The organism is Muricauda sp. SCSIO 64092 (assembly GCF_023016285.1).
GTDB lineage: Bacteria > Bacteroidota > Bacteroidia > Flavobacteriales > Flavobacteriaceae > Croceivirga.
In genome coordinates, this window is the sequence record NZ_CP095413.1 from 750,593 (window position 1) to 773,188 (window position 22,596).

At 43.2% G+C, this 22,596-nt stretch carries 23 protein-coding genes; 12 read left to right on the forward strand and 11 right to left on the reverse strand.

Annotated features, from left to right (window positions below):
* The first annotated feature begins 2 nt into the window (after positions 1-2).
* Positions 3-770 (forward strand): class I SAM-dependent methyltransferase, encoded by a 768-nt coding sequence (locus L0P88_RS02930; protein ID WP_247133146.1) that lies wholly within the window; start codon positions 3-5, stop codon positions 768-770.
* Here the strand turns inward: L0P88_RS02930 and L0P88_RS02935 are convergent.
* From L0P88_RS02935 to L0P88_RS02970, 8 genes are all read right to left on the reverse strand, one after another.
* The gene (locus L0P88_RS02935; protein ID WP_247133147.1) at positions 767-1,768 is read right to left on the reverse strand and encodes an FAD:protein FMN transferase; all 1,002 of its coding nucleotides are present in this window, start codon (positions 1,766-1,768) and stop codon (positions 767-769) included. The two genes, L0P88_RS02930 and L0P88_RS02935, sit on opposite strands and share 4 nt — an antisense overlap.
* Positions 1,769-1,782: 14 nt before the next feature.
* Positions 1,783-2,142 carry a Na(+)-translocating NADH-quinone reductase subunit F gene (locus L0P88_RS02940; protein WP_247133148.1) on the reverse strand — a complete coding sequence of 120 codons (360 nt, stop codon included), beginning with the start codon at positions 2,140-2,142 and terminating at the stop codon, positions 1,783-1,785.
* Positions 2,143-2,247: 105 nt separating this feature from the next.
* On the reverse strand, positions 2,248-3,558 hold the full coding sequence (gene nqrF / locus L0P88_RS02945) for an NADH:ubiquinone reductase (Na(+)-transporting) subunit F (RefSeq protein WP_247133149.1): 1,311 nt from the start codon (positions 3,556-3,558) through the stop codon (positions 2,248-2,250).
* A gap of 3 nt (positions 3,559-3,561) precedes the next feature.
* On the reverse strand, positions 3,562-4,302 hold the full coding sequence (gene nqrE / locus L0P88_RS02950; protein ID WP_158778608.1) for an NADH:ubiquinone reductase (Na(+)-transporting) subunit E: 741 nt from the start codon (positions 4,300-4,302) through the stop codon (positions 3,562-3,564).
* A gap of 11 nt (positions 4,303-4,313) precedes the next feature.
* Positions 4,314-4,961, reverse strand: coding sequence for an NADH:ubiquinone reductase (Na(+)-transporting) subunit D (locus tag L0P88_RS02955; protein ID WP_158778607.1), 648 nt, complete (start codon positions 4,959-4,961; stop codon positions 4,314-4,316).
* 1 nt (position 4,962) lies between these two features.
* Entirely contained in the window at positions 4,963-5,712 is a 750-nt protein-coding gene (locus L0P88_RS02960; RefSeq protein ID WP_247133150.1) for a Na(+)-translocating NADH-quinone reductase subunit C, read from the reverse strand.
* 3 nt (positions 5,713-5,715) lie between these two features.
* Entirely contained in the window at positions 5,716-6,981 is a 1,266-nt protein-coding gene (locus tag L0P88_RS02965) for an NADH:ubiquinone reductase (Na(+)-transporting) subunit B (RefSeq protein ID WP_247133151.1), read from the reverse strand.
* A gap of 3 nt (positions 6,982-6,984) precedes the next feature.
* Complete coding sequence (locus L0P88_RS02970) at positions 6,985-8,337, reverse strand: Na(+)-translocating NADH-quinone reductase subunit A (protein WP_247133152.1); 1,353 nt, start codon at positions 8,335-8,337, stop codon at positions 6,985-6,987.
* A gap of 147 nt (positions 8,338-8,484) precedes the next feature.
* On the opposite strand from L0P88_RS02970, the gene L0P88_RS02975 reads away from it, so the two are divergent.
* From L0P88_RS02975 to L0P88_RS03015, 9 genes are all read left to right on the forward strand, one after another.
* Positions 8,485-9,729: a DUF5103 domain-containing protein gene (locus L0P88_RS02975; protein WP_247133153.1), complete on the forward strand. Its 1,245-nt coding sequence runs from the start codon at positions 8,485-8,487 to the stop codon at positions 9,727-9,729.
* 30 nt (positions 9,730-9,759) lie between these two features.
* Positions 9,760-10,128, forward strand: coding sequence for a DUF3667 domain-containing protein (locus L0P88_RS02980; RefSeq protein ID WP_247133154.1), 369 nt, complete (start codon positions 9,760-9,762; stop codon positions 10,126-10,128).
* 37 nt (positions 10,129-10,165) lie between these two features.
* Positions 10,166-10,954 (forward strand): hypothetical protein, encoded by a 789-nt coding sequence (locus L0P88_RS02985; RefSeq protein ID WP_247133155.1) that lies wholly within the window; start codon positions 10,166-10,168, stop codon positions 10,952-10,954.
* Between the two features lie 3 nt (positions 10,955-10,957).
* Complete coding sequence (gene apaG / locus L0P88_RS02990) at positions 10,958-11,344, forward strand: Co2+/Mg2+ efflux protein ApaG (RefSeq protein ID WP_247133156.1); 387 nt, start codon at positions 10,958-10,960, stop codon at positions 11,342-11,344.
* 74 nt (positions 11,345-11,418) lie between these two features.
* A complete protein-coding gene (gene pruA, locus L0P88_RS02995) occupies positions 11,419-13,047 on the forward strand; it encodes an L-glutamate gamma-semialdehyde dehydrogenase (RefSeq protein ID WP_247133157.1) in 1,629 nt (542 codons plus the stop codon).
* 118 nt (positions 13,048-13,165) lie between these two features.
* Positions 13,166-13,819 (forward strand): DUF4377 domain-containing protein, encoded by a 654-nt coding sequence (locus L0P88_RS03000; RefSeq protein ID WP_247133158.1) that lies wholly within the window; start codon positions 13,166-13,168, stop codon positions 13,817-13,819.
* A gap of 128 nt (positions 13,820-13,947) precedes the next feature.
* Positions 13,948-14,472, forward strand: coding sequence for a DinB family protein (locus L0P88_RS03005; protein ID WP_158778592.1), 525 nt, complete (start codon positions 13,948-13,950; stop codon positions 14,470-14,472).
* 41 nt (positions 14,473-14,513) lie between these two features.
* The gene (locus tag L0P88_RS03010; RefSeq protein WP_247133159.1) at positions 14,514-15,482 is read left to right on the forward strand and encodes a GlxA family transcriptional regulator; all 969 of its coding nucleotides are present in this window, start codon (positions 14,514-14,516) and stop codon (positions 15,480-15,482) included.
* A gap of 80 nt (positions 15,483-15,562) precedes the next feature.
* A complete protein-coding gene (locus L0P88_RS03015) occupies positions 15,563-16,597 on the forward strand; it encodes a DJ-1/PfpI family protein (protein WP_247133160.1) in 1,035 nt (344 codons plus the stop codon).
* Positions 16,598-16,608: 11 nt separating this feature from the next.
* Here the strand turns inward: L0P88_RS03015 and rsmG are convergent, their stop codons facing one another.
* Entirely contained in the window at positions 16,609-17,238 is a 630-nt protein-coding gene (rsmG, locus tag L0P88_RS03020; RefSeq protein WP_247133161.1) for a 16S rRNA (guanine(527)-N(7))-methyltransferase RsmG, read from the reverse strand.
* 98 nt (positions 17,239-17,336) lie between these two features.
* Here rsmG and L0P88_RS03025 point away from each other — a divergent pair, with 98 nt between their 5' ends.
* Both L0P88_RS03025 and L0P88_RS03030 read left to right on the forward strand, forming a co-directional pair.
* Entirely contained in the window at positions 17,337-18,440 is a 1,104-nt protein-coding gene (locus L0P88_RS03025) for a fatty acid desaturase family protein (RefSeq protein WP_247133162.1), read from the forward strand.
* A 6-nt stretch (positions 18,441-18,446) separates the two neighbouring features.
* Positions 18,447-19,634: a pyridoxal phosphate-dependent aminotransferase gene (locus L0P88_RS03030; RefSeq protein WP_247133163.1), complete on the forward strand. Its 1,188-nt coding sequence runs from the start codon at positions 18,447-18,449 to the stop codon at positions 19,632-19,634.
* On the opposite strand, the gene L0P88_RS03035 is transcribed toward L0P88_RS03030, so the two are convergent.
* The gene (locus L0P88_RS03035; protein ID WP_247133164.1) at positions 19,631-21,121 is read right to left on the reverse strand and encodes a TrkH family potassium uptake protein; all 1,491 of its coding nucleotides are present in this window, start codon (positions 21,119-21,121) and stop codon (positions 19,631-19,633) included. The two genes, L0P88_RS03030 and L0P88_RS03035, sit on opposite strands and share 4 nt — an antisense overlap.
* Entirely contained in the window at positions 21,121-22,470 is a 1,350-nt protein-coding gene (trkA, locus tag L0P88_RS03040) for a Trk system potassium transporter TrkA (protein WP_247133165.1), read from the reverse strand. The genes L0P88_RS03035 and trkA overlap by 1 nt, the downstream gene beginning before the upstream one ends.
* Positions 22,471-22,596 lie beyond the last annotated feature (126 nt).

A 22,596-nucleotide genomic window follows, 5' to 3' on the forward strand; every position in this document is an offset into this window, starting at 1 on the left:
AAGTGTCCAGGATTTTTAAATTCGTTTTAAACTTGGTGCCAAGACCATGGCTCATTGGCCTCAGCTATTATATTCGTCCAGTCCTTACGGTCTTCTTGAGGGGAAACCGATACACCGATCCCATTGATGGCAAAAGGTTTAGGAAGTTTTTGCCCTATGGGTATGAGAACCCAAGGGAAAATGTGCTCTCCCCCTCCACCCTCTCCTTGGAAAGACATCGGTTGTTATGGCTTTTCTTAAAGCAGGAAACCAACTTTTTCGCAACTGATCTCAGGCTTCTTCATTTTGCCCCGGAACAGGCCTTTTACAAACGGTTCCGAAAGCAGAAAAACCTGGACTATATCACTACCGATCTAAACTCCCCCCTGGCGGACATTAAAGCGGATATCTGCAACCTTCCCTTTGAAGACGAAAGCTTTGATGTTATTCTTTGTAACCATGTTCTGGAACATATTCCAGATGACAAAAAAGCCATGGAAGAACTCTATCGTATACTGAAAAAAGGAGGGTGGGGCGTGTTCCAAATTCCCCAGGACCTGAACCGAAAAACAACATTTGAGGACAATTCCATAACCGATAAGAAAGAAAGGACCAAAATCTTTGGACAGTACGACCATATTCGAATCTACGGCCGGGATTATTTTGATAAACTAAGAACGGTTGGTTTTAAAGTGGATGAAGTGAACCTTTCCGAAAAACTTTCCGCTGAGGAAATTGAAAAATACAGATTGGCCAAAGGGGAAATCATTCCCTTGGTGCACAAGCCTTAACGACTTACCAGAGCTTCAAAACCTGGGGTCATGAATTCAGCGGTTGCCCCATTATCATCCAGATAAATGATATAGGCTTCCAATTCTTTGTGTTTTTTTAGTAAAAGCTTGGAATCCTCCAAATCCATGGCCATAAAAGCCGTTGCATAAGCATCTGCGGTAGCACAGTTTCCGGCAACCACACTTGTTGCCAACACTTTTGCATTTTTGGTAAATCCCGTTTTTGGATCAATGGTATGTACAAACTTTTCACCGGTTTCCGGATCGACCCTGAACTTTCTATAGTTTCCTGAAGATGCCATCGCCCTATCCTTTAGGGATATGATTTTTTTTAGTGCCCTCCCCTCTTCGATCTGCGGGTCATCAATGCCAACAGTCCATTCCTTTTTAGTTATCCTGTTCTCCCCTTTTGTCAATACTTCCCCCCCTACTTCGACCAAATAATGAGCAATGCCCCTTGCATTGAGCATAGCACCCAACCTATCTATTGCATATCCCTTGGCAATGGCGTTAAAATCAAAAAAGATTGCCGGATGTTCTTTGGAAATTGTCCCAATGGAATCCAGTTTCACCTTATCAAAGCCTACATATTGGAGTAGACTGTCCACCTTGGTACTGTCCATTTCAATTGCTGCGCCCGGGCCAAATCCCCAGGCGTTGACCAGAGTGCCGACCGTGGGATCAAAATATCCTTCCGATTCGTGATATATCGTTTGTGATAGGGTAAAAACTTCCTTGAACATGGTATCCACGACCAAAGTACTATCCCCACGATTGATTTTTGAAATATCCGAATCCGGGATATAGGTAGACATGGATGTATTGATGACCCTAAATACGGAATCCACCTCCTTTTGGAGCTGCAGCTCCTTATCCGTTAGATAAATAATGGAGTAGGTGGTTCCAAGGGCATTACCAACACTATGGTTTCTAACATAGGTACTGTTGTCCTTGCAACCAAATGCCAGAATGCTAAGAAGGGCTATTGTTTTTTTCATCTTGGAAAGGTGCTTTAAAATGAAATCAGTCCATCATAATCAACCAAATAGGGCTTGTTCAGTAAAACGGGAAGACTTCTATCCGATGCATTTGACAGCCCCACCCCAGCATAATAGGTCCTTGCTTCAAACTTGTTGGCATGGTCCTTAACCTTATCCATTAATTTTTGATCGTATGCCTTTGGATCGTTGGGAAAAGGGACATACCGTACCACCACAAAATGTAAAAAAGTATCCTTAAGACATACAAATTGGGGGTCCTTTTTGAACTTGCTGTTTACGGCCATGAATTCGAAGCCATCCTTTTCCAGTTCCTTGCCCACCAGATTCATGGCTAGATTGTGCAACTCCTGTTCAGTTAATTCCCTGCTCATAATTATAAAAAAACCGATACCATTCAAGTATCGGTTAGCAAAGTTTTAGATTTTTTTATTTCCGCTTTGCACAACAAAGCCGTCATAATGACCACAATTTTGTTGCTATCCCCCAAAGTCGTCAAAACGGATATTCTCGTCTGGAATACCAAAATCCTCACCCATTTTTTGTACCGCCTTATTCATTAAAGGTGGCCCACAAAAATACAGTTCGATGTCTTCCGGGGTTTCGTGATGGTTTAAGTAGTTATCAATCACACAATTGTGAATAAACCCGACGAAACCATCCCCTTCCTCATCATTGATATCCTTTTTTACCTGCCAATTGTCTTCCTCCAAGGGCTCTGAAAGTGCCATATAAAATTTGAAATTTGGGAAGTCCTTTTCCAATTGCTTAAAATGGTCTATGTAGAAAAGCTCCCTCTTGGAGCGTCCTCCGTACCAATAGGTAACTTTTCTATTGGTTTTCAAGGTTTTGAACAGATGGTACAAGTGTGAACGCATGGGTGCCATTCCGGCACCACCACCTACATAAAGCATTTCGGCTTCTGATTCATTGATAAAGAATTCCCCAAATGGACCGGATATCGTTACCTCATCCCCCTCTTTTAATCCGAAAATGTATGAAGATGCCACTCCAGGATTTACATCCATCCATCCGTTTTTGGATCGATCCCATGGCGGTGTTGCTATACGTACGTTCAACATGATTTCCCGTCCTTCCGCCGGGTAGGAAGCCATTGAATATGCCCTTTCCACGGTTTCCGAGTTCTTCATGACCAAGGGCCAAAGGTTGAACTTATCCCACTCCGCCTTAAACTTATCCGGGGTTTCATGCTCTTCCGGGTGTGCCGTGATATCCATATCGGAATACTTCACCTCACAAGGAGGGATTTCTATCTGGATATATCCCCCCGCTTTATAGTTCATCATCTCCGGAATTTCAACCACAAACTCTTTGATGAAGGAAGCTACATTAAAATTTCGAACAACCTTGGCATGCCATTTCTTAATCCCGAACACCTCTTCCGGAATGGTAATTTCCATGTCCTGCTTTACCTTGACCTGACAGGCCAAACGCGCACCATGTTGTAGCTCCTTTCTGGAGAAATGTGGCGTTTCGGTAGGTAAGGCCTCACCACCTCCGGAAAGTACGTGGCATTCACATTGAATGCAGGTACCACCACCCCCACAAGCAGATGGCAGGAAAACCTTCTGATTACCCAGGGTAGCCAATAAGGTACCCCCTGAAGCGACCTCAATCTTCTTTTCTCCATTAATGGTCAATGTCACAGGCCCCGAAGGGGAAAGTTTTTCCTTGGTAAACAGTAATAGGGCGACCAATAACAATGTGAGTATCAAAAAAGCCACAATGGTTATTAGAATGGTACCCCCTGTTGATGTAGCTAATATCATTTTCTATTCGTTTATGGCATCGTTATAAGAGATTGCTTTTTCGTCCTTTTCAATCTCTTCTTTAATTTCTTTTTTGTCCGTTGTCTCTGCAGTTGTTGCCGCAGGGGTTTCAGGTGGTTCATTGTCACCCGTTAGCATCCCCCCAAAACTCTGGAAACCAATTCCCATTAAACCTGTAATGATGAAGGTTATCCCCAGTCCCCTTAAGGGAGCGGGAACATTGGAATACCTGATTTTTTCCCTAATGGCGGCGATGGCCAAAATAGCCAGGAACCATCCGATACCGGAGCTGATCCCATAATTCAAGGCCAGTCCAAGGGAAGGGATTTCCCTAGCCTGCATAAAAAGGGAACCTCCTAAAATAGCACAGTTTACCGCAATCAACGGAAGGAAAATACCCAGGGAATTGTAGAGGGCCGGTGAAAACTTTTCAACCACAATCTCCACCAATTGTACCATGGTGGCAATAGTGGCAATAAAAAGGATAAATGACAAAAATCCCAAATTATAATCTGCATACTCGGGTCCCAACCAGGCCAAGGCTCCATCACGTAATAAGTATTGGTCCAAAAGCCAGTTCAACGGCACGGTAACCCCCAAAACAAAAATAACTGCGGCACCTAGGCCCACTGCGGTACTTACTTTTTTGGAAACCGCCAAATAAGAACACATTCCCAAAAACACGGCAAATACCATGTTGTCAATGAAAATGGATTTGAAAAATAATTCTACATGTTCCAACATAATACCAATATTTAAGCTTCCTCAATAAGTGCCCTATTTCTAGAACGTTGAACCCAAATGATAACCCCAACAACGATTAAGGCTGCAGGAGGAATGATCATAAAACCATTGTTTTCGTAACCTATGGAATACAGACCTGTTTTAGCTATGGGATCTCCAAGAACCGGAATTCCAAATAGGGTTCCAGAACCCAAAAGCTCTCTAAAAAAGCCTACTATTATCAGGATGACACCGTATCCAAGGGCATTTCCTATGCCGTCCAGGAAAGACCTCCAAACACCATTTCCCAGGGCAAAGGCCTCAAAGCGTCCCATAATGATACAGTTGGTAATAATCAATCCCACAAAAACGGATAAAGTTTTACTCAGGTCGTAGGCATAGGCCTTAAGCACTTGGTCAACCACAATTACCAATGTGGCAACCACAATCAATTGTACTATGATTCGAATCTTTGAGGGAATCACGTTCCGTAACAAGGATATGACCACATTTCCAATGCCCATCACAAAAATCACGGATATCGACATCACAATTGAGGCTTTCAATTCTGCTGTTATCGCAAGTGCGGAACAGATTCCCAAAACCTGTATGGTAATGGGATTGTTGTCCGCCAGCGGATCAAGGATAAGGTTTGCGTCTTTTTTTGAAAGTAATGCCATTTTAATTCGTTCTAATATTATCCAAATATGGCCTGTAGACCTTTAACGTTTCTTTAATCATAGCAGAAACCCCATTTCCCGTTATCGTAGCTCCGGCAATTGCGTCCACTGTGTTGTCTTCTTTATCCTGGTTTAGGGGATCGTTATTTGTTTTCGATACCACTACGCCTTCGTAGCTACCTCCGTTCAATAAGGATTCCCCTTGAAAGTCATCCATAAAAAAGCGCATTTTGATATTTGCCCCAAGTCCGGCAGTTTCGGCCTTATGATCAAAATAGACCCCTTGGATTACCATATGCTCATCTACGGCCATAAAACCCCAAATCGCGTCCCAAAGGCCTTTTCCATGCATCGGCAGGATATATGACTTTTTCCCTTCCTTTTCCCCAATAAATATGGGCAATCTAGCTTCCCCACCATCTTTAAGGTTGCTCAATTGTTTTTTCATATCTACTAGAAAAGCCTGGTCATCTGCAACCATTTCGCCATTGACCAAAACATATTGTTCCTTAATATATTTGCCAAACTCCCCTTCCACAACGTCCGTTGGAATAAAATTCACCCCACTATCCGGTGTATTTTCATTGATTCCCATGGCATAAAGGATGTTCTGTTGCTTTTCGAAGCGTTCGTTCTCATCAATTCTTGGTCTTAAAGCCGAAGCCAAAAAAGCCAGTACGGAACCAACGACCATCACCATAACAATGGAAAAAATGACAGTATACGAATTTTTCTCAGTGTTCATTGCCATAATTTAAACAGTTTCAGCTTTAAGTTCCGCAGCGGCCCCATCTACCGTGTCCGGTAGGATAGTAGCATTTTTAAGCCGCTTCAATCGTTTATTGACATTGCCCCTAACCACATAATGGTCTATTGTTGGGGCAAATACGTTCATCAACAGTATAGCAAGGAAAACCCCTTCTGGATATCCTGGGTTGAACACCCGGATCATGACCGACAAAAATCCAATCAAGAATCCATATATCCATTTTCCCTTATTGGTTTGGGAGCCTGTGACCGGATCTGTGGCCATGTAGACAATACCAAAGGCAAGTCCACCAACAATAAGGTGTTTCCAAAATTCAAAGCTCATTAGACCGTAGAATTTGCTGTATTCAGGAATCCATCCGAAGTCCACGATCAAATTGAATATCCACCCCATGGCCAATGAACCCACAACGGCACTTACCATTATTCGCCAACTGGCAATTTTGGTAAAGATGAGGAACAGTCCCCCCAGCAAAATCAAAAAGGCCGAAGTCTCCCCAACAGATCCTGGTATAAACCCAAAAAACATTTCGGACAAATCGTATTTGGCATACATCTCTTGGGTATTGCCCTGGGCCAAATACCCCAAAATGGTTTCCCCGGAAATGGCATCGGCCGTACCTGCCCTTTCTACCGCACCATGTACCCACACCTTATCGCCACTCATCCAGGTAGGATAGGCAAAAAACAAAAAAGCCCTGATGGTGAGTGCCGGATTCAAAATGTTCATCCCGGTACCACCAAAAACTTCCTTTCCTATCACCACGCCAAATGCTACGGCTACCGCCAACATCCAAAGTGGGGTATCCACAGGAACAATCAACGGAACCAACATTCCGGTAACCAAATAGCCTTCCTCTACCTCATGGCCTTTAATAACGGCAAAAATAAATTCGATCAACAAACCAACGCCATAGGAAACGATGACCAAAGGCAATACCGTTATTGCCCCTAGGACGAAGTTGTCCCAAGTAATAAAATGTTCCCATATGGAAAAGTTTTCAGGAAAGCCATTGATGGCCGAATAATGTTGGTACCCTGTGTTAAAGATTCCAAATAACAAACAAGGGACCAAAGCCAAAATAACGGTGTTCATGGTCCGTTTCAAGTCATCTACAGCCCTAACATGACCACCGGAATGGGTAGTTTCGTTTGGGGTGTACAAAAACGTATGTATGGCATTGAAGGCCGGAGCCATTTTTTTGCCTTGATACTTCAGCTTGATTTCATGCATTTTTTCTTTCAATCCCATAGCTTATCCTATTTCTTGATACAATAAATCCAAACTATCCCGTATAATCTGCTGGTGTGGTTGTTTTGAAACACAAATGAATTCGGTTAACGAGAAGTCCTCGGGAGCAACTTCATAAAGCCCCAATTGTTCCATTTCATCCAAGTCTTTGACCATGCAGGCCTTGAGCAACTGCAGTGGGTAAATGTCCAATGGAAAAACCTCTTCATAGCCTCCGGTAACCACAAAAGCACGGTGCTCACCATTGGTATTGGTATCCAAATTGTATTTTTTCTTAGGGTTCAACCATGAGAAAGTCAACGCCCTACTTGATGATATTTTGTTGAATACGGGCTTGGTCCAGCCAAAGAGCTCATAGTCATCCCCTTCTGGAATAGCGGTTACCGTATTATTGTAAAACCCTAGGTGACCATCCGGTTTAGTTTTGTAACCTGTAAGTACATCACCATTGATCAGCCGGAATTTTTCTTCCTTCACACCGCTCGCATAAAGAAATGTGGAGACTTCCGCTCCTATTTTGGTGGTGTAGTATTTGGGCGACTTAATGGAGGAACCGGCCAACGCCACTGTTCTTTCCGCATTAAATCTTCCCGTCAATAAATACTCGCCGATGATTACCAAATCCTGTGGGGAGACCGTCCAAACAATTTCCCCTTTATTGATTGGGTCTATCTTATTGATCTGGGTTCCCACCAACCCTGCTGGGTGGGGCCCGGAAACCTTGTGCAAAGTAATTCCGCTGATTTGGCTAAAAGGTGATGTAGTCGTATCCCCCACACCCACATGGACCTTACCAGGGGTGAGTTTACTCAGGCCCGTTATTGCTGCCTGTATTTCCTTTTCCTTTCCTTTGATCACATAATCCACATCTGCAGCCAGCGGTGCCGTGTTATGACCGGAAACAAAGATGGCCTTAGGGGTTTTGACGGGATTTGCAATGATGTCGTATGGGCGTTGTTTAATAAATGCCCAACAGCCGGACATCAAAAGGGTTTCCCGAAGTTCGGCCGCATCCGTTTTATCCAAATCCACAGGTTTGGATTCGTGATAGACCTGTTCTTTATCTGCCAGGATTTTCAGGCTAAGGATCCTTCTTCGAGCCCCTCTGACAATCTCAACAAGTTCCCCACTTACTGGAGAAACAAAGCGCATGGACTCTTCGTTCTTGTTATGGAATATGGGTTCGCCAGCTTTTAGCTCTGCGCCTTCCTTGAGCAACATTTTTGGTGTTACTCCGTGAAAATCATCCAGGTTGAGTGCATAAACGTTACTGGAAACGGCTTGTATGGTGGTTTGTTCTGCTGCCCCGACAAGGTTAATATTTAAACCTTTTTTTATTCTAATGTCTTTGGACATATATTTGAGAGCTTTAGTTAAAATCGCTGCAAATTTACTATTTAAGGAAGAATATTTGTAATTATTAACTAGAATTTTGGGATTACGACGGGCCTTCAATTCGACGGTATGCTTTTTGTTTACCTTTGCCCGAAAAAATTGCCCAAAATGCACTCAATCCTTAAACATATTCCTTTCCTATTGTTTCCAGGTCTAATCCTATCGCAGGTCATGGAAGAAATAAATCCCCCTCCCCAAATCAAGACCATAATCTTTAAAGGTCCAACGGAGGACCAGTTTCCGATAATAACACTGGGGGAGGAAATCTTTTTGACCTTTGACGACCTTAGCGCCAATGAACAGGATTATTATTACAAAATTGTGCACTGTGATTATGACTGGACCCCATCCCAACTTTTAAAGTCCCAATATTTAGAAGGCGTGGACAACCAACGCATTATAGATTACGGGAACAGCTTAACGACGTTACAGCCCTACTCCAACTATAGGTTGACCATTCCCAATAACGAAGTTTCCTTAAAAGTAACCGGGAATTATATGTTGGAGATTTACAATATGAACAACGAGCTTCAATTTTCCAGACGTTTTGTGGTCTATAAAAATCTTATCAGCGTTGGAGGGTATGTTAGGCGGTCCAGGGATTTTGAGTTTTTAAACGAAAAACAAAGTGTGCAATTCACCATCAATACCGCTGGTTTCCCAGTAGTCAATCCAAAACAGGAAATCAAGGTGGCCATTGTACAGAACTATTTCTGGCCAACTGCGATTTACGACATTAAACCTCAATTTACCATCGGCAACGAACTGATCTACAAATACGATCAGGAAACCAGTTTTTATGGGGGAAATGAATTCTTGAACTTTGATACCAAAGACCTCAGATCTCCCACATTTGCCATTTCAAGAATTGAATTCAAGGAATTGTACCATCACTACCTCTTTACAAATGACTATAGGAAAGACCAAAAATACACCTACTTCCCCGACGTTAATGGGGATTTTGTGGTCAGGACTTTACAGGGAACGGACGTGGCCAGGGAGGCAGAATACACCAAAGTTCATTTTAGTTTGCCCTATGACCCCATTTTAGGTTTGGACAATGTCTATGTTTTTGGAAAATATAACAACTACGACCTTTCCGATGAAAACCGAATGACGTACAATGAAGAAACCGGCAACCTGGAATTGGAACATTTTTTTAAGCAAGGCTTTTACAATTACAAGTATGTGGTGGAAAGCGCGGATGGAACGGTAGATTTAAACACGGTCTGCGGAAACTTTCACTTTACGGAAAACAATTACCTTATTTTGGTGTATTATCGGGATTTCGGCGAAATGCACGATGACATTATTGGCATTGGAACGGCCAATTCCCGAAATATCAGCAATTAATCTATCTTTAATCCCAAACCAACCGGGGAAATGGGAAAAGGAAAGGGACTGATCACCAAAGGTCGTTACGAACTTAAGTTTAGAGGTACGGAATGTCGGAATTGTGGTCATATCCTGGATATCAGTGATAAGTATTGCCCAAATTGTTCGCAGGCCAATAGCACCAAAAAGTTGATCCTTAAAGACTTTGTGGACGAGTTCCTTTCCAGTGTCATCAACTACGATTCCAAACTTCTCCAAACATTATACACCATGTTGGTAAAGCCAGGAACCATTACCAAGGATTACATAAGGGGGAAACGGGTCTCCTATACCAATCCTTTTTCGGTTTCTGCTAAGCCTGGCCTTTCTCTATTTATTAATGGTAAGCTACGACAGCAACTTTTCTTCGTTGGATGATTTGGGCCTGGAAGAAAGATTTCAAAGAACGGGACCAATGTCCTTTAGTTTTAATAATGGGGAGAACAATACGGATAGTACCGAAGTTGCCAGACAAACCAGGGAAGCACTTCAGCAACTTGATTCCCTGGAAAATCTAAAGGCAGTTCCCATTCCAGGAATCGAAAGCCTGGACACTTTGCAGACCATTATAAACCAGGGGATAGCAAATGAAGTCAGAAAGGACTCCTTTATGCGGGCCAACCCCAGAGGGTACTTTCAAGAGCTTCAAAACAAAGATTCGGGCAGTCTTACGAAAAGAATGGAGTTTTTCTTTACGTTTCTGCAAAAGGACTCCATAAAAACATTTGAGGATGCCAGGGAAAAATATGGGGTGAACGATACATGGAAAAACAAAATGGCCTTTAACGGCTCCAAAAGTTCCCTAAAGGCAATCGCCCGACCAGGAACCTATTTGAACAACACCATGGCCAAATTGCCTTTGGTCGTTTTCTTCTTTCTTCCCTTTTTCACCATTTTTATTTTGTTGGCCTACATCCGAAAAAAATATACCTATACCGATCATTTAATCTTCAGTTTCCACAACCAGTCTTTATTATTTATATTGCTCATCCTTAGCTGGATAATAGATAGTATTTTTAACACGGCAACGGCATGGATAGCATTCATGGCTTTTTCGATATATCTGTTCCAAGCCATGAGAAAATTTTACGGCCAGGGTATATTTAAAACAATAATTAAATATTTGTTCCTGAACTCAGTGTTCCTCTTTTTAGCCCTAATTTGTGTGGTTCTACTGTTTACGGGAAGTATTTTTACCTACTGAATTATGATTACACAGGTTACCAAAGGAATTAAAGTTTCCATACGAACAACTTTTGAAGGTACTTTCTTCAAAAACTACAAAATGCACTATGCCTTTGGTTATACCATTACCATTGAGAACCAAGGTAAGGAAACCGTACAACTGGTCTCCAGGCATTGGGATGTGCTGGATTCCTTAAAAGAAATTGAAACTATTGATGGCGAAGGGGTTATTGGCAAGAAGCCGGTTATTAAGCCGGGCAAATCCCATACCTATAGTTCCGGTTGTCTTCTAACGTCTCCCGTTGGGGCCATGAAAGGCTACTACATTATGGTCAATCTTTCGTCTTCGGAAAGTATTGAGGTAGAGGTACCCACTTTTAAATTGGCCGCTCCATTTGCGTTGAACTAAACCCCATTTCCTTTTTCTTTCGAAATCGCTTTCGCTACCTTTGTCGGCATTAACAACAATTAAATTTTTCCGATATGGGTAAAGGTTTTTTTCAAGTGCCAACGGCAATCAACGAGCCTGTTAAAGGTTACGCTCCCGGCTCTCCTGAACGAGAGACGGTCCTCAAGCAGTACAAGGCCTATTATGAAGGTCAGGTAGAAGTACCGCTCTACATTGGCCCTGAAGAAATAAAGACTGGAACCACCAAGCCAATGTCGCCCCCACACGATCACAAACATGTGGTTGGCCATTATTATACCGCAGAAAAAAGCCATGTTGAAAAAGCCATTGCCAATTGCCTGGAATCACGTGATGCATGGGCAAATCTTACTTGGGAACAACGAGCTGCAATTTTTTTAAAGGCCGCAGAATTGATTGCAGGACCCTATAGGGCCAAAATCAATGCGGCTACCATGATTGGTCAATCCAAGACCATTCACCAAGCGGAAATCGATTCGGCCTGTGAATTGATTGATTTTCTCCGATTCAATGTGGAGTTCATGAGTCAAATCTATGAGGAACAACCCGATTCTGCGGAAGGCATTTGGAACCGTGTGGAATACCGTCCACTGGAAGGTTTCGTTTATGCCATTACCCCATTCAATTTTACGGCAATTGCAGGCAATTTACCGGCAAGTGCGGCAATGATGGGAAATGTGGTCATCTGGAAACCCAGTGATAGCCAGGTCTATTCGGCCAAGGTCATTATGGACATATTCAAGGAAGCGGGATTACCCGATGGCGTAATCAATATGGTCATGGGAGACCCCGTTATGATTACCGAAACCGTTTTGGCAAGCCCGGAATTTTCAGGAATCCATTTTACAGGTTCAACCCATGTTTTCAAAGAGTTATGGAAGCAAATTGGCAATAACATCCACACCTACAAAACCTATCCCAGAATTGTTGGGGAAACCGGTGGCAAGGATTTTATCATTGCACATCCAAGTGCCAAGCCGCAACAAGTGGCGACGGCCATAACCAGGGGAGCATTTGAATTTCAGGGGCAAAAATGTAGCGCTGCCTCACGTGTGTATTTGCCAAAATCCACAGCTTCGGAAATCTTGAATTTGGTCAAGAAAGATGTGGAAAGCTTCAATAAGCCAGGCTCCCCGGAAGATATGGACAACTTCATCACCGCTGTGATCCATGAAGGCTCTTTTGACAAATTGGCCAAGTACATAGACCGGGCAAAAGCAGATTCCGATGCTGAAATCTTTGTTGGCGGTGGATATGACAAATCCGTAGGGTACTTTGTTGAACCTACGGTCATTGTTACCACCGATCCCCACTACACCACTATGGAAACGGAATTGTTCGGCCCTGTGGTCACCGTGTTTGTTTATGAGGACAAGGATTGGTCCAAAACTTTGGAATTGGTGGACGGCACTTCTGAATATGCCCTCACTGGGGCCGTACTTTCAAGTGATAGGTATGCCATTGACGAGGCGACAAGGGCATTGCAAAACTGCGCAGGTAACTTTTACATCAATGACAAACCAACCGGTGCCGTAGTTGGACAACAACCTTTTGGTGGTGCCAGGGCATCGGGAACCAATGACAAAGCAGGCTCGGCCCAAAATTTATTGCGTTGGGTATCCCCGCGATTGATCAAAGAAACCTTTGTCACCCCAGAAGACTACAGATATCCATTTTTAGGATAGGTATTTTTTTTGTGATAAATAATAAAAGCCCATGCAGTAATGTATGGGCTTTTTACGCAACCAATGATGTCCCAAACATCTATAGGTAGAGCCGTTCAAGTAAACAATTCAATCTGCCATGAAAAATATATCTTTTTTCCTATATCCAATGATGGTCATTTTGAGTTCTTGTTCCAATACCGATGACAATCCACAAGTGATTAAGGGCGTACCGGAAGGAACCAATTTTCGCGTAAATTACTTTGACACTACCTGTCAAGGACTTGTTGAACAACAATGCTTATTGGTGCAGGAAGGCGGCCAATTGGGTACGGGGGATTGGAGTTACTTTTATGCAACCATTCAAGGTTTTGAATTTGAATCGGGTTTTATCCATAACCTTGACGTTGAAAAAACAAAGGTTGAAAACCCAGCTGCCGATGCGCCTTCCTACAGCTATAAATTAATCCGGACCCTATCCAAAATACCTGCGGAATGTACTTTTGAAAGCCCTAATAATGATTTGGATTGGTTACGATTTGAAATAGAGAAAAGGGAAACCAATATCACGGATGCCTCCAAATACTGTTACATTTCCCAAGGCGAATTCCAAGACAAGCCGGTTTTTCTCTATAGGGACTGTAACCCTGCCGCAAACACGGCGGTTCCTGTCTTTGATTGTTTAGGCACTGTTTTGGGATATGTAGGGGATGGTACCGTGGATTTTGATGACATCCAAAATCAATACATTATCTGGCAGCCCCAGGAATTTGTTTGCCAGCCCAACTTTTAAGGTTCCATCCAACACCATAAGTTGGAAATATAGCACTGCCCAACAAAATTTGCTTTCCCAACTATCAAAATCCATATCTTTGGAGATATCCCTGAAAATCAGGGGTTTTCAACCCTAACACTATCACTATGAAAAAATTAATGCTGTCCCTTCTGTGTGTTACCACTTTCAATGCCTTTGCACAAGAGGACATGACCGTACAAAATTCCATTCAAGGAATGGTGGGCTTTGTCCAAGGTCAGGTTGTTCAATTGGCCGAGGCTTTTGATGAGTCCCAATATGACTGGAGACCTGCGGAAGGCGTCCGCTCCGTGAGGGAATCCCTTCTTCACATCGCATCCGCCAATTATTTTTTGGCATCCAAAATGGGCTATGCCCCACCGGAAGATGTGGATTTTATGACCATGGAAGCAAAGATTACCGGTAAGGACAATGTTATTGCGGCATTGAAAAAATCCAATGCGTTTATTTTGGACAAAATTACCCAGGAGGAGACTACTAAATTGGGTGAGGAAGTGGATTTTGGTTTTATGAAAATGAACAGGCTTAGTGGACTTTTGGTGGTATTGGACCACAATGGGGAACATAAGGGGCAATTGATCGCCTATGCACGTTCCAATGGGGTAACACCACCGTGGAGCGCGGCCCAGTAATAAAAAAAGCCCCGAAAATGGGGCTTTTTTAAACCTTAATTTTGAAGTCCCAAAGGAAAACAACCATTTATTTTTTGATTCCTCCAGAAGTCCAACTCCTGGATATTACCGGTCCTGCCCATATATTTTATGAAGCCAAGGAATACGGGGCCGAAATCAACACCTTATATCTGGGTATGACGACCGCAGGTGAGGAGATTTCCAGCGCTGGCCTTTCTTTGGGCAAACTTAGACCGTACAAGGAATACGTTCTTGGGGAAAACGATTTACTTTTCATCCCTGGAATGGAATCCCATTTGTTCCTAAATGCCGACTTCACCACAACATATGGCGCTTTCCTGAAATGGCTAAGCGACCAATATAAAAATGGGGCAAAAATCTGCTCTGTCTGTACAGGAGCCTATATACTGGCATTTGCCGGATTGTTGGATAGGAAAAGTTGTACGACCCATTGGAAGTATTTTGATGATTTTTCCCTACGGTTTCCAAACGTACAAATACTGAAAGACCGCCTTTTGGTCAAAGATAACACCCTGTATTCCAGTGCAGGAGTGTCATCGGGTATCGATTTGGCATTGTTCCTTTTGGAAGAACTGTTTGGCCCGGTTTTTACCTCCAAAATTGCCAAAGAGGTTGTCATCTACTTAAGAAGGACCGAAAGTGATCCCCAATTGAGCGCCTTCCTACAGTACCGGAACCATGTGGACACCCGCATACATCAGGTCCAGGATTTGATTTCCCAAAATCTGGACAAAAAAATTAAGATTGAGGAATTTGCGGAAAGGGTGTATATGAGTTCCAGGAACCTGACCCGATTGTTCAAAAAAACGGTTGGACTCACCCTTGGGGACTATCAAGATCAATTGCGTTTGGAATTGGCCCAAAAACTGATTCTGGAAGGTGAAAAAATAAGCTTTGTTACTTCGGCATGTGGATTAAAAAGTACCAATCAACTTCGAAATCTTTTCAAAAAATACCTCAAAAAGCTTCCCTCGGAAGTAGTGCGCTAATTGGCCCAATGTTGCGTACTAATGTCCTTTTGGATAGCTGGAAGCCCCTATAACTTTGTCGGTAATTCAAAAATCAAAAAATGGACAGATTACTTATACATTCCTTTGTTTTGTTCGTTACTTTGCTACTCAATGCCCAACCCAATGGTGATTCCATCTATGTTTGTCCTCCGTGCGGCAACACCTGCGATGATATGGAATACCAGGAGCCAGGGATATGTGACCATTGCAATATGCTACTAGTTCGAAAAGATTTGTCAAAAACCATCGCCTTTTACCTGCAAGACGGTGTTGAGGTGTTGGATTTTGCGGGCCCCATGGAGGTTTTTTCCTATGCTGGTTACAACGTTTTTACCGTTTCGGCAACTACAGCGCCCATAAAATCCCAGGGCATTCTGACCATTGTACCCGATTACGGCATTGACAATGCACCAAAGGCGGATATTTTGGCCTTTTTTGGAGGCAATTCATCAGTCGCCTCCCAGAATAAAAAGGTTATCGATTGGGTCAAAAAACAAGAAAACGTCCAACACTATTTTTCCGTTTGCACCGGTGCCTTCATACTGGCCGAGGCAGGCCTATTGGATGGTAAAACGGCAACCACCTTTCACGATGCGCTGGAAGGCCTGGAAAATGGATATTCCAAAATAGATGTCCGAAGAAATGTCCGTTTTGTGGACAATGGGAAGGAAATTACAACCGCTGGAATTTCAGCGGGTATAGATGGGGCATTGCATTTGGTGGCCAAGTTGCAGGGAGTGAACGCGGCCAAGCGCACTGCATATTATATGGAATACGACAATTGGAACATAGGTGATGGTTTGATTCTAACGGATACCGATCCCTATGCGGAAACTATTTCCAGCGAGGCGCTAAAAACCTTTGTTGGAACTTACGAATACAAAAATGGAGGTACAATTGAAGTAGCCCATGACCTTAAGAACGGGAACCTTATTGCAATTATGGGCAGCAACCGTTATCCCATTTACCACGAAGAAGGAAATTTGTTTTCCAATGTGAACAACGAACCTATCTTTTTTGAAAAGGATGGGCAAAATCAGGTTACGGGATATTTTTTGGATAAAGGAGGGAAAGTGTTCAAAAAGTTGGACTAAGGAATTCGCCTTTATTTTTTTTGGGGCAAATACACCACTTTCTTGGTTTCAAAAAAGTCTTCCTCAAAAAAATCCTTTAACTCAAAGAGTTGGGCCGTTCTATATGGGGCCAATTCCTCGGTGAGGTCACCACCTTTTAAGTAAAGAATTCCATTCCTGCGCTCATGGGCAGCGTCTTTTTTGATCTTTCCCTTGGTCCAGTGCACAAAAGTGGGCATGGCGGCAACGGCACGGCTTACTATAAAATCGAACTCCCCAGGCAAATCCTCCACTCTGGAATGGTGTGCGATCACATTATCCAAGCCCAAGCCTTCAATGACCTCATGTACCACCTTTATCTTTTTTCCAATGGCATCAACCAGGACAAACTGGGTTCTTGGAAAAAGGATGGCCAATGGAATTCCGGGAAAACCCCCACCGGTCCCCACATCCAAAATTTCGGAACCCTCATTGAACCTTTGAACTTTGGCTATCCCTAAAGAATGTAATACATGTCGGAGATAGAGCTCATCAATATCCTTTCTTGAAACCACATTGATTTTTTGGTTCCAATCCTGATAGAGGTGTTCAAGTGCTTCAAATTGAAGAAACTGCCCCTTGGAAAGTGAGGGAAAGTACTTGAGAATCGTTTCGACACCCATGAAAACCTGTTAATTTGTCAAAAATAATACTTTTACCTAGTGAGATTCCGTTATTTTTGGAACCAATCTATCGACTAAAGATTGCGCAAATCAATTTTATGAATAAAGATACCATACGCTTTTCGCGAAAAGACTCCGCACAATTTTTTAGAACACTGAACAAAAGGGTCAACCATTATTTTAAGGAAAAGGAAATTAAAAAGACCGGGAACTGGAAGCTTCACCTAAAGACCATTGTGATGTTTTCAATATTCCTTTCCCCTTATTTTTTGATGCTCACGCTTAACCTTCCCACCTGGGTACAATTTCTATTGACCGTTGTTATGGGGGTTGGCATGGCCGGTGTTGGAATGAACGTAATGCATGATGCCAACCACGGTTCCTATTCCAGTAAAAAATGGTTGAACAAGGTCCTTGGCAGCAGCATGTACCTTTTGGCAGGAAACGTTTACAACTGGCAGGTTCAACACAATGTGCTGCACCATACCTATACCAATATCCATGAGCATGATGAGGATATGGAAGCAGGAAGGATACTGAGATTCTCCAAACACACCGAGTGGAAAAAACACCACAAGTTCCAACATTGGTATTCCCTTTTTCTATATGGACTGCTTACTTTTAACTGGGCCATTACCACTGATTTTAAGCAGATGTACAACTACACCAAAAGAAAGTTGGCCTATGGTAAATTTCCGAATCCCGTTCTAAATTGGAGTACATTGGCCATAACCAAGGCACTTTATTTCACCATTTGGATTGTGCTCCCCATCCTATTCTTTGACATTCCCTGGTGGCATGTGTTCATAGGCTTTTTTGTAATGCACTATGTTGCCGGACTTATCCTAAGTGTGGTATTCCAATTGGCCCATATTGTGGAGGATGCAGAAACCCCACTACCAGATGAAACAGGGACCATGAAAAATACCTGGGCCATCCATCAATTGTTCACCACCGTGAATTTTGGAACAAAAAATAAGGTCATCAATTGGTTTACCGGTGGCTTGAACCATCAGGTGGAACATCATATTTTTCCTCATATCAGCCATATCCATTACACAAAAATTGCCAAAATTGTTAAGGAAACCGCCAAGGAATTTAATTTACCCTATCACGAATATAAAACTACCAGAAAAGCTATAATTTCGCACTTCAAACATTTGAAGGAGTTGGGACAACCTCCACTCAACTATCAATACTAGCGAAAAATGAGCAACCAACTTTCAGACAGAATCAACCGCCTTGTTCCATCGGCAACCTTGGAAATGGCGGCAAAAGCCCGTGAACTTAGGGCAGCGGGAAAAGATGTTATTGGATTAAGCCTTGGGGAACCAGACTTTAACACCCCGGAGTACATTAAGGAAGCCGCCAAACAGGCCATAGAAGATAACTACAATTCCTACACTCCCGTAGACGGTTATATTGAACTGAAAGATGCCATTATAACGAAATATAAAAGAGACAATGGGCTGACGTACGATCGCTCCCAAATTGTAGTCTCCACCGGTGCAAAACAGTCGCTGTACAACGTGGCACAGGTGTGTCTGAACCAAGGTGATGAAGTTATCCTTCTCTGCCCATATTGGGTAAGTTACAGCGATATTGTAAAACTCTCCGGAGGGGTACCGGTTGAAGTTCCAACATCCCTGGAAACGGACTTTAAAATGACCCCGGACCAGTTGGAAGCAGCCATTACACCCAAAACCAAAATGCTATGGTACAGTTCCCCATGTAATCCAAGCGGCTCCATTTACAGCACGAAGGAGCTTAGGGCCATAGCCGACGTTCTACAAAAACATCCACAAATTTTGGTGGTCAGCGATGAAATTTATGAACATATCAATTATGGGGTCACGGAACACGCGTCCATGGCCGCTTTTGAAGATATGTACGACCGCACGATTACGGTGAACGGTGTGGCAAAAGCATTTGCCATGACCGGTTGGCGAATTGGCTACATAGGTGCACCTTCCTATATTGCCCGCGCTTGCAATAAACTTCAGGGCCAGGTTACCAGTGGTGCCAATTGTATTGCCCAAAGGGCTGTTATTACTGCATTGTTGGAATCCCCCAATAGGATCCATCATATGGTGGATGAATTCAAAAACCGAAGGAAACTCATTCTGGGGCTTTTGAATGAAATAGATGGATTTGAATGCAATGAGCCTGAAGGGGCCTTTTACGTATTCCCCGACATTTCCTCCTTTTTTGGAAAGGAGCTGAATGGGGTCAAAATCAATAATGCTTCTGATTTTGCCATGTATTTGTTGGAAAATGCCAATGTAGCCACGGTTACGGGTGATGCCTTTGGAAATCCCAACGGAATCCGGATTTCCTATGCAGCTTCCGAGGAACAGATCAAAGAGGCCTTATCAAGAATAAAACAGGCCGTCTAAATTCGCTTCCAGAAATAAGGCACGACCAAAATCAATACCGTAAAAAGTTCCAGTCTTCCCAGAAGCATTAGGAACCCGCACCACCATTTCCCAAAAGCAGGTAAGGCGCTAAAGTTGACCACGGGATTTAGGTCCCCCAAAGCCGGACCAACATTCCCTAGGGAGGAAGCCGCCCCACCTATGGCCGATTCAAAATCAAGACCCAAAAAACCCAAAACCAATGCGCCAATAATGAACAGCAACATATAAAGCACAAAAAAGCCTATGATATTATAGACAATATGTTCACTCACCACTTTTTTGTTGAAGCGAACAGGAATGATTGCGTTGGCGTGCAGTGTCCGTTTAAACTCCAATAGGCCATTCTTGATGATCAGTAGATGGCGCATCACTTTAATCCCGCCCGAGGTGGACCCCGCACAGCCTCCAAGAAACATCAACCCAAAGAAGAAAACCGTCAAAAACGGTGTCCAGTTGGTGAAATCCGCGGTCACAAAACCAGTTGTGGTTATGATGGCCAATACTTGAAAAAGGGCGTGCCTAAATGCGCTCTCCCCTTGACCCAAAACCTGCGGGTGATAGTCGGAAACAGGGACATTGGCCTGATAGTATACAATGAGCCCCGCCACAATGGTAAACACCATAATAAAAATAGCGTACACCCTAAATTCCTCATCTTTCAAAATACGCTGTACCTTTCCGGTAAAGGCGAAATAACTCATTACAAAGTTGGTCCCTGCCAAAAACATAAAGACCATGATAATATACTGTATCAACGGACTGTTGTTCCAATGGGCAATACTGGCGTTTTTCGTCGAAAAACCACCTGTGGAAAGGGTGGAAAGCGCATGATTGGCGGCATCAAAAATGGACATTCCGGCCAATTTCAACAAGACGGTTTCTGCCAAAGTGTATCCCACATAAATCAACCATAACCGTTTTGCCGTATCCGTAATTCTTGGATGTAGCTTATCCCCTCCCGGTCCCGGGGCCTCAGCGGCAAAAAGCTGCATGCCACCAATACCCAAAAGGGGCAATATGGCAATTGCCAAAACTATAATTCCCATTCCCCCGATCCAGTGGGTCAAACTTCGCCAAAACAAAATCCCCTTGGGCAGGGATTCAATATCATTTAAGATGGAGGCTCCCGTAGTGGTATATCCCGAAATGGTCTCAAAAAAAGCATTGGTAACATCTGGGATCGCACCCGAAAAAATATAGGGTAAAACTCCCGATAGGGACATCACCAACCATCCAAAAGTCACAATAATATAACCTTCCTTGCGCTTTACCTCCTTTCTATGGCCCCGGGTATAGAACATGGCCATAACCCCTATAAGCATGATCACTATGGCGGCCAAAAGAATATCCAGTGTTGCACCATCCTTGTAAAAACCACTCACACCACCGGCCAGTAACATAAATGAGCCATTGCACAATAACAGCAATCCCATGATATGAAGGATGATCCTAAAATTGAGCCACATTAGAGAAAGAGCTTTTCTATTCTAGGAATGGCTTTTGGCAGGGCACAGACAACCACCTTATCACCCTCGGTAATTTTAAAATCCCCCAAGGCAATGATCCCTTCACCATCCCTGATTACTCCTCCGATGATAGCTTCTCGGGGAAAATTCAGTTCCTTGATAATCTCCCCATTGACCACTGAAGTGCTTTTTACCTCAAACTCCAAAATTTCGGCATTGAGGTTGTTCAAACGTGTAACCGCCAAAACTTCCCCCCTACGGATGTATCGAAAAATAGTGTTTGCGGCCAATAGCTTTTTATTGATCAGGGTATCTATTCCTATGGACTGTGACAACTGAAAATAATCCATATTTTCCACTAAGGCGATGGTCTTTTTTATCTTTCGGGACTTCGCTACCAAGCAAGACATGATATTGGTCTCAGAGTTTCCCGTAACGGCAATAAAGGCATCCATGGATTCCAAACTTTCTTCTTCCAAAAGTTCCACATTACGCCCATCTCCATTGATGACCAGGGCATTGGGAATGTCGTCTGCAATATCAAAGGCTTTTTCCTTGTTTTTTTCAATAAGTTTTACGTTGAACTTATTGGAACACAAATCCCTGGCCGTTTTATAGCCTACCTTACTACCGCCCAAGATCATCACGTTCTTGATTTCACGCCTTTGCATTCCCGTGAGCTTGTACAAATCGTCCACCCCTCCTTTATTGGTGATAAAATAGACCTGATCGCCTTCCTTAAAAACGGTGTCACCCCGCGGAATTAAGGTATATTGTGTTCCCATACGTTGCAGGGCAATGGGCATAAAGTGCAATTCGGGAAAAATCTTTGCCGCCTCTTTTACCATTTTGCCCACAAAGGCTGCCGTTTTTGGCAAAAATACACCCACCATGGTCAAAAGCCCCTCCTCAAACTCATAGGTGTCATTAAATGCTGATTGGTTCAACAAAAGTTGAATTTCGGATGCCGCCAATTCCTCCGGGGAAATCAGTTCATCGATTCCCAATTCATCGAACTTGATCAGTTCTTTGTTGTCCACAAATTCGGTATTGGATATCCTGGCAATGGTTTTTTTGCTGCCCAATTGCTTTGCAAGCAGGCAAAAAGTCAGGTTTGTTGTTTCCGAGGCCGTAACCCCTATGACCAAATCCGAGGAATCCACCTTGGCATCACGAAGCACCGCTACAGAAGTAGCGTCCCCTCTTAAGACCCGTATGTCCAAATGGCTGTCGGCATACGCCAAACTCTCTTTATCCGTATCTATTAACGTAATCTCCTGTGCTTCATAAGAAAGTAGTTTGGCCAAATGGAAACCTACCTCTCCCGCACCTGCAATGATAATTTTCATTTCCTTCTAAAACTGGTCACCATATCCAAAACGGAAAGACTGCAACGGCTGGACCCTGTCCTATTCCGTACCATGGTCATAAAATTAAGTAGGACAAAAGTAAACATTTTATTTAGCAGCCAAGGC

Excerpts from the sequence above, each read along its gene's own strand:
- L0P88_RS02935 (WP_247133147.1), bottom strand. The coding sequence starts at position 1,768 with ATGAAAAAAACAATAGCCCTTCTTAGCATTCTGGCATTTGGTTGCAAG.
- L0P88_RS02940 (WP_247133148.1), bottom strand. The coding sequence starts at position 2,142 with ATGAGCAGGGAATTAACTGAACAGGAGTTGCACAATCTAGCCATGAAT.
- nqrF (WP_247133149.1), bottom strand. The coding sequence starts at position 3,558 with ATGATATTAGCTACATCAACAGGGGGTACCATTCTAATAACCATTGTG.
- nqrE (WP_158778608.1), bottom strand. The coding sequence starts at position 4,302 with ATGTTGGAACATGTAGAATTATTTTTCAAATCCATTTTCATTGACAAC.
- L0P88_RS02955 (WP_158778607.1), bottom strand. The coding sequence starts at position 4,961 with ATGGCATTACTTTCAAAAAAAGACGCAAACCTTATCCTTGATCCGCTG.
- L0P88_RS02960 (WP_247133150.1), bottom strand. The coding sequence starts at position 5,712 with ATGGCAATGAACACTGAGAAAAATTCGTATACTGTCATTTTTTCCATT.
- L0P88_RS02965 (WP_247133151.1), bottom strand. The coding sequence starts at position 6,981 with ATGGGATTGAAAGAAAAAATGCATGAAATCAAGCTGAAGTATCAAGGC.
- L0P88_RS02970 (WP_247133152.1), bottom strand. The coding sequence starts at position 8,337 with ATGTCCAAAGACATTAGAATAAAAAAAGGTTTAAATATTAACCTTGTC.
- L0P88_RS02975 (WP_247133153.1), top strand. The coding sequence starts at position 8,485 with ATGCACTCAATCCTTAAACATATTCCTTTCCTATTGTTTCCAGGTCTA.
- L0P88_RS02980 (WP_247133154.1), top strand. The coding sequence starts at position 9,760 with ATGGGAAAAGGAAAGGGACTGATCACCAAAGGTCGTTACGAACTTAAG.
- L0P88_RS02985 (WP_247133155.1), top strand. The coding sequence starts at position 10,166 with ATGTCCTTTAGTTTTAATAATGGGGAGAACAATACGGATAGTACCGAA.
- apaG (WP_247133156.1), top strand. The coding sequence starts at position 10,958 with ATGATTACACAGGTTACCAAAGGAATTAAAGTTTCCATACGAACAACT.
- pruA (WP_247133157.1), top strand. The coding sequence starts at position 11,419 with ATGGGTAAAGGTTTTTTTCAAGTGCCAACGGCAATCAACGAGCCTGTT.
- L0P88_RS03000 (WP_247133158.1), top strand. The coding sequence starts at position 13,166 with ATGAAAAATATATCTTTTTTCCTATATCCAATGATGGTCATTTTGAGT.
- L0P88_RS03005 (WP_158778592.1), top strand. The coding sequence starts at position 13,948 with ATGAAAAAATTAATGCTGTCCCTTCTGTGTGTTACCACTTTCAATGCC.
- L0P88_RS03015 (WP_247133160.1), top strand. The coding sequence starts at position 15,563 with ATGGACAGATTACTTATACATTCCTTTGTTTTGTTCGTTACTTTGCTA.
- rsmG (WP_247133161.1), bottom strand. The coding sequence starts at position 17,238 with ATGGGTGTCGAAACGATTCTCAAGTACTTTCCCTCACTTTCCAAGGGG.
- L0P88_RS03025 (WP_247133162.1), top strand. The coding sequence starts at position 17,337 with ATGAATAAAGATACCATACGCTTTTCGCGAAAAGACTCCGCACAATTT.
- L0P88_RS03030 (WP_247133163.1), top strand. The coding sequence starts at position 18,447 with ATGAGCAACCAACTTTCAGACAGAATCAACCGCCTTGTTCCATCGGCA.
- L0P88_RS03035 (WP_247133164.1), bottom strand. The coding sequence starts at position 21,121 with ATGTGGCTCAATTTTAGGATCATCCTTCATATCATGGGATTGCTGTTA.
- trkA (WP_247133165.1), bottom strand. The coding sequence starts at position 22,470 with ATGAAAATTATCATTGCAGGTGCGGGAGAGGTAGGTTTCCATTTGGCC.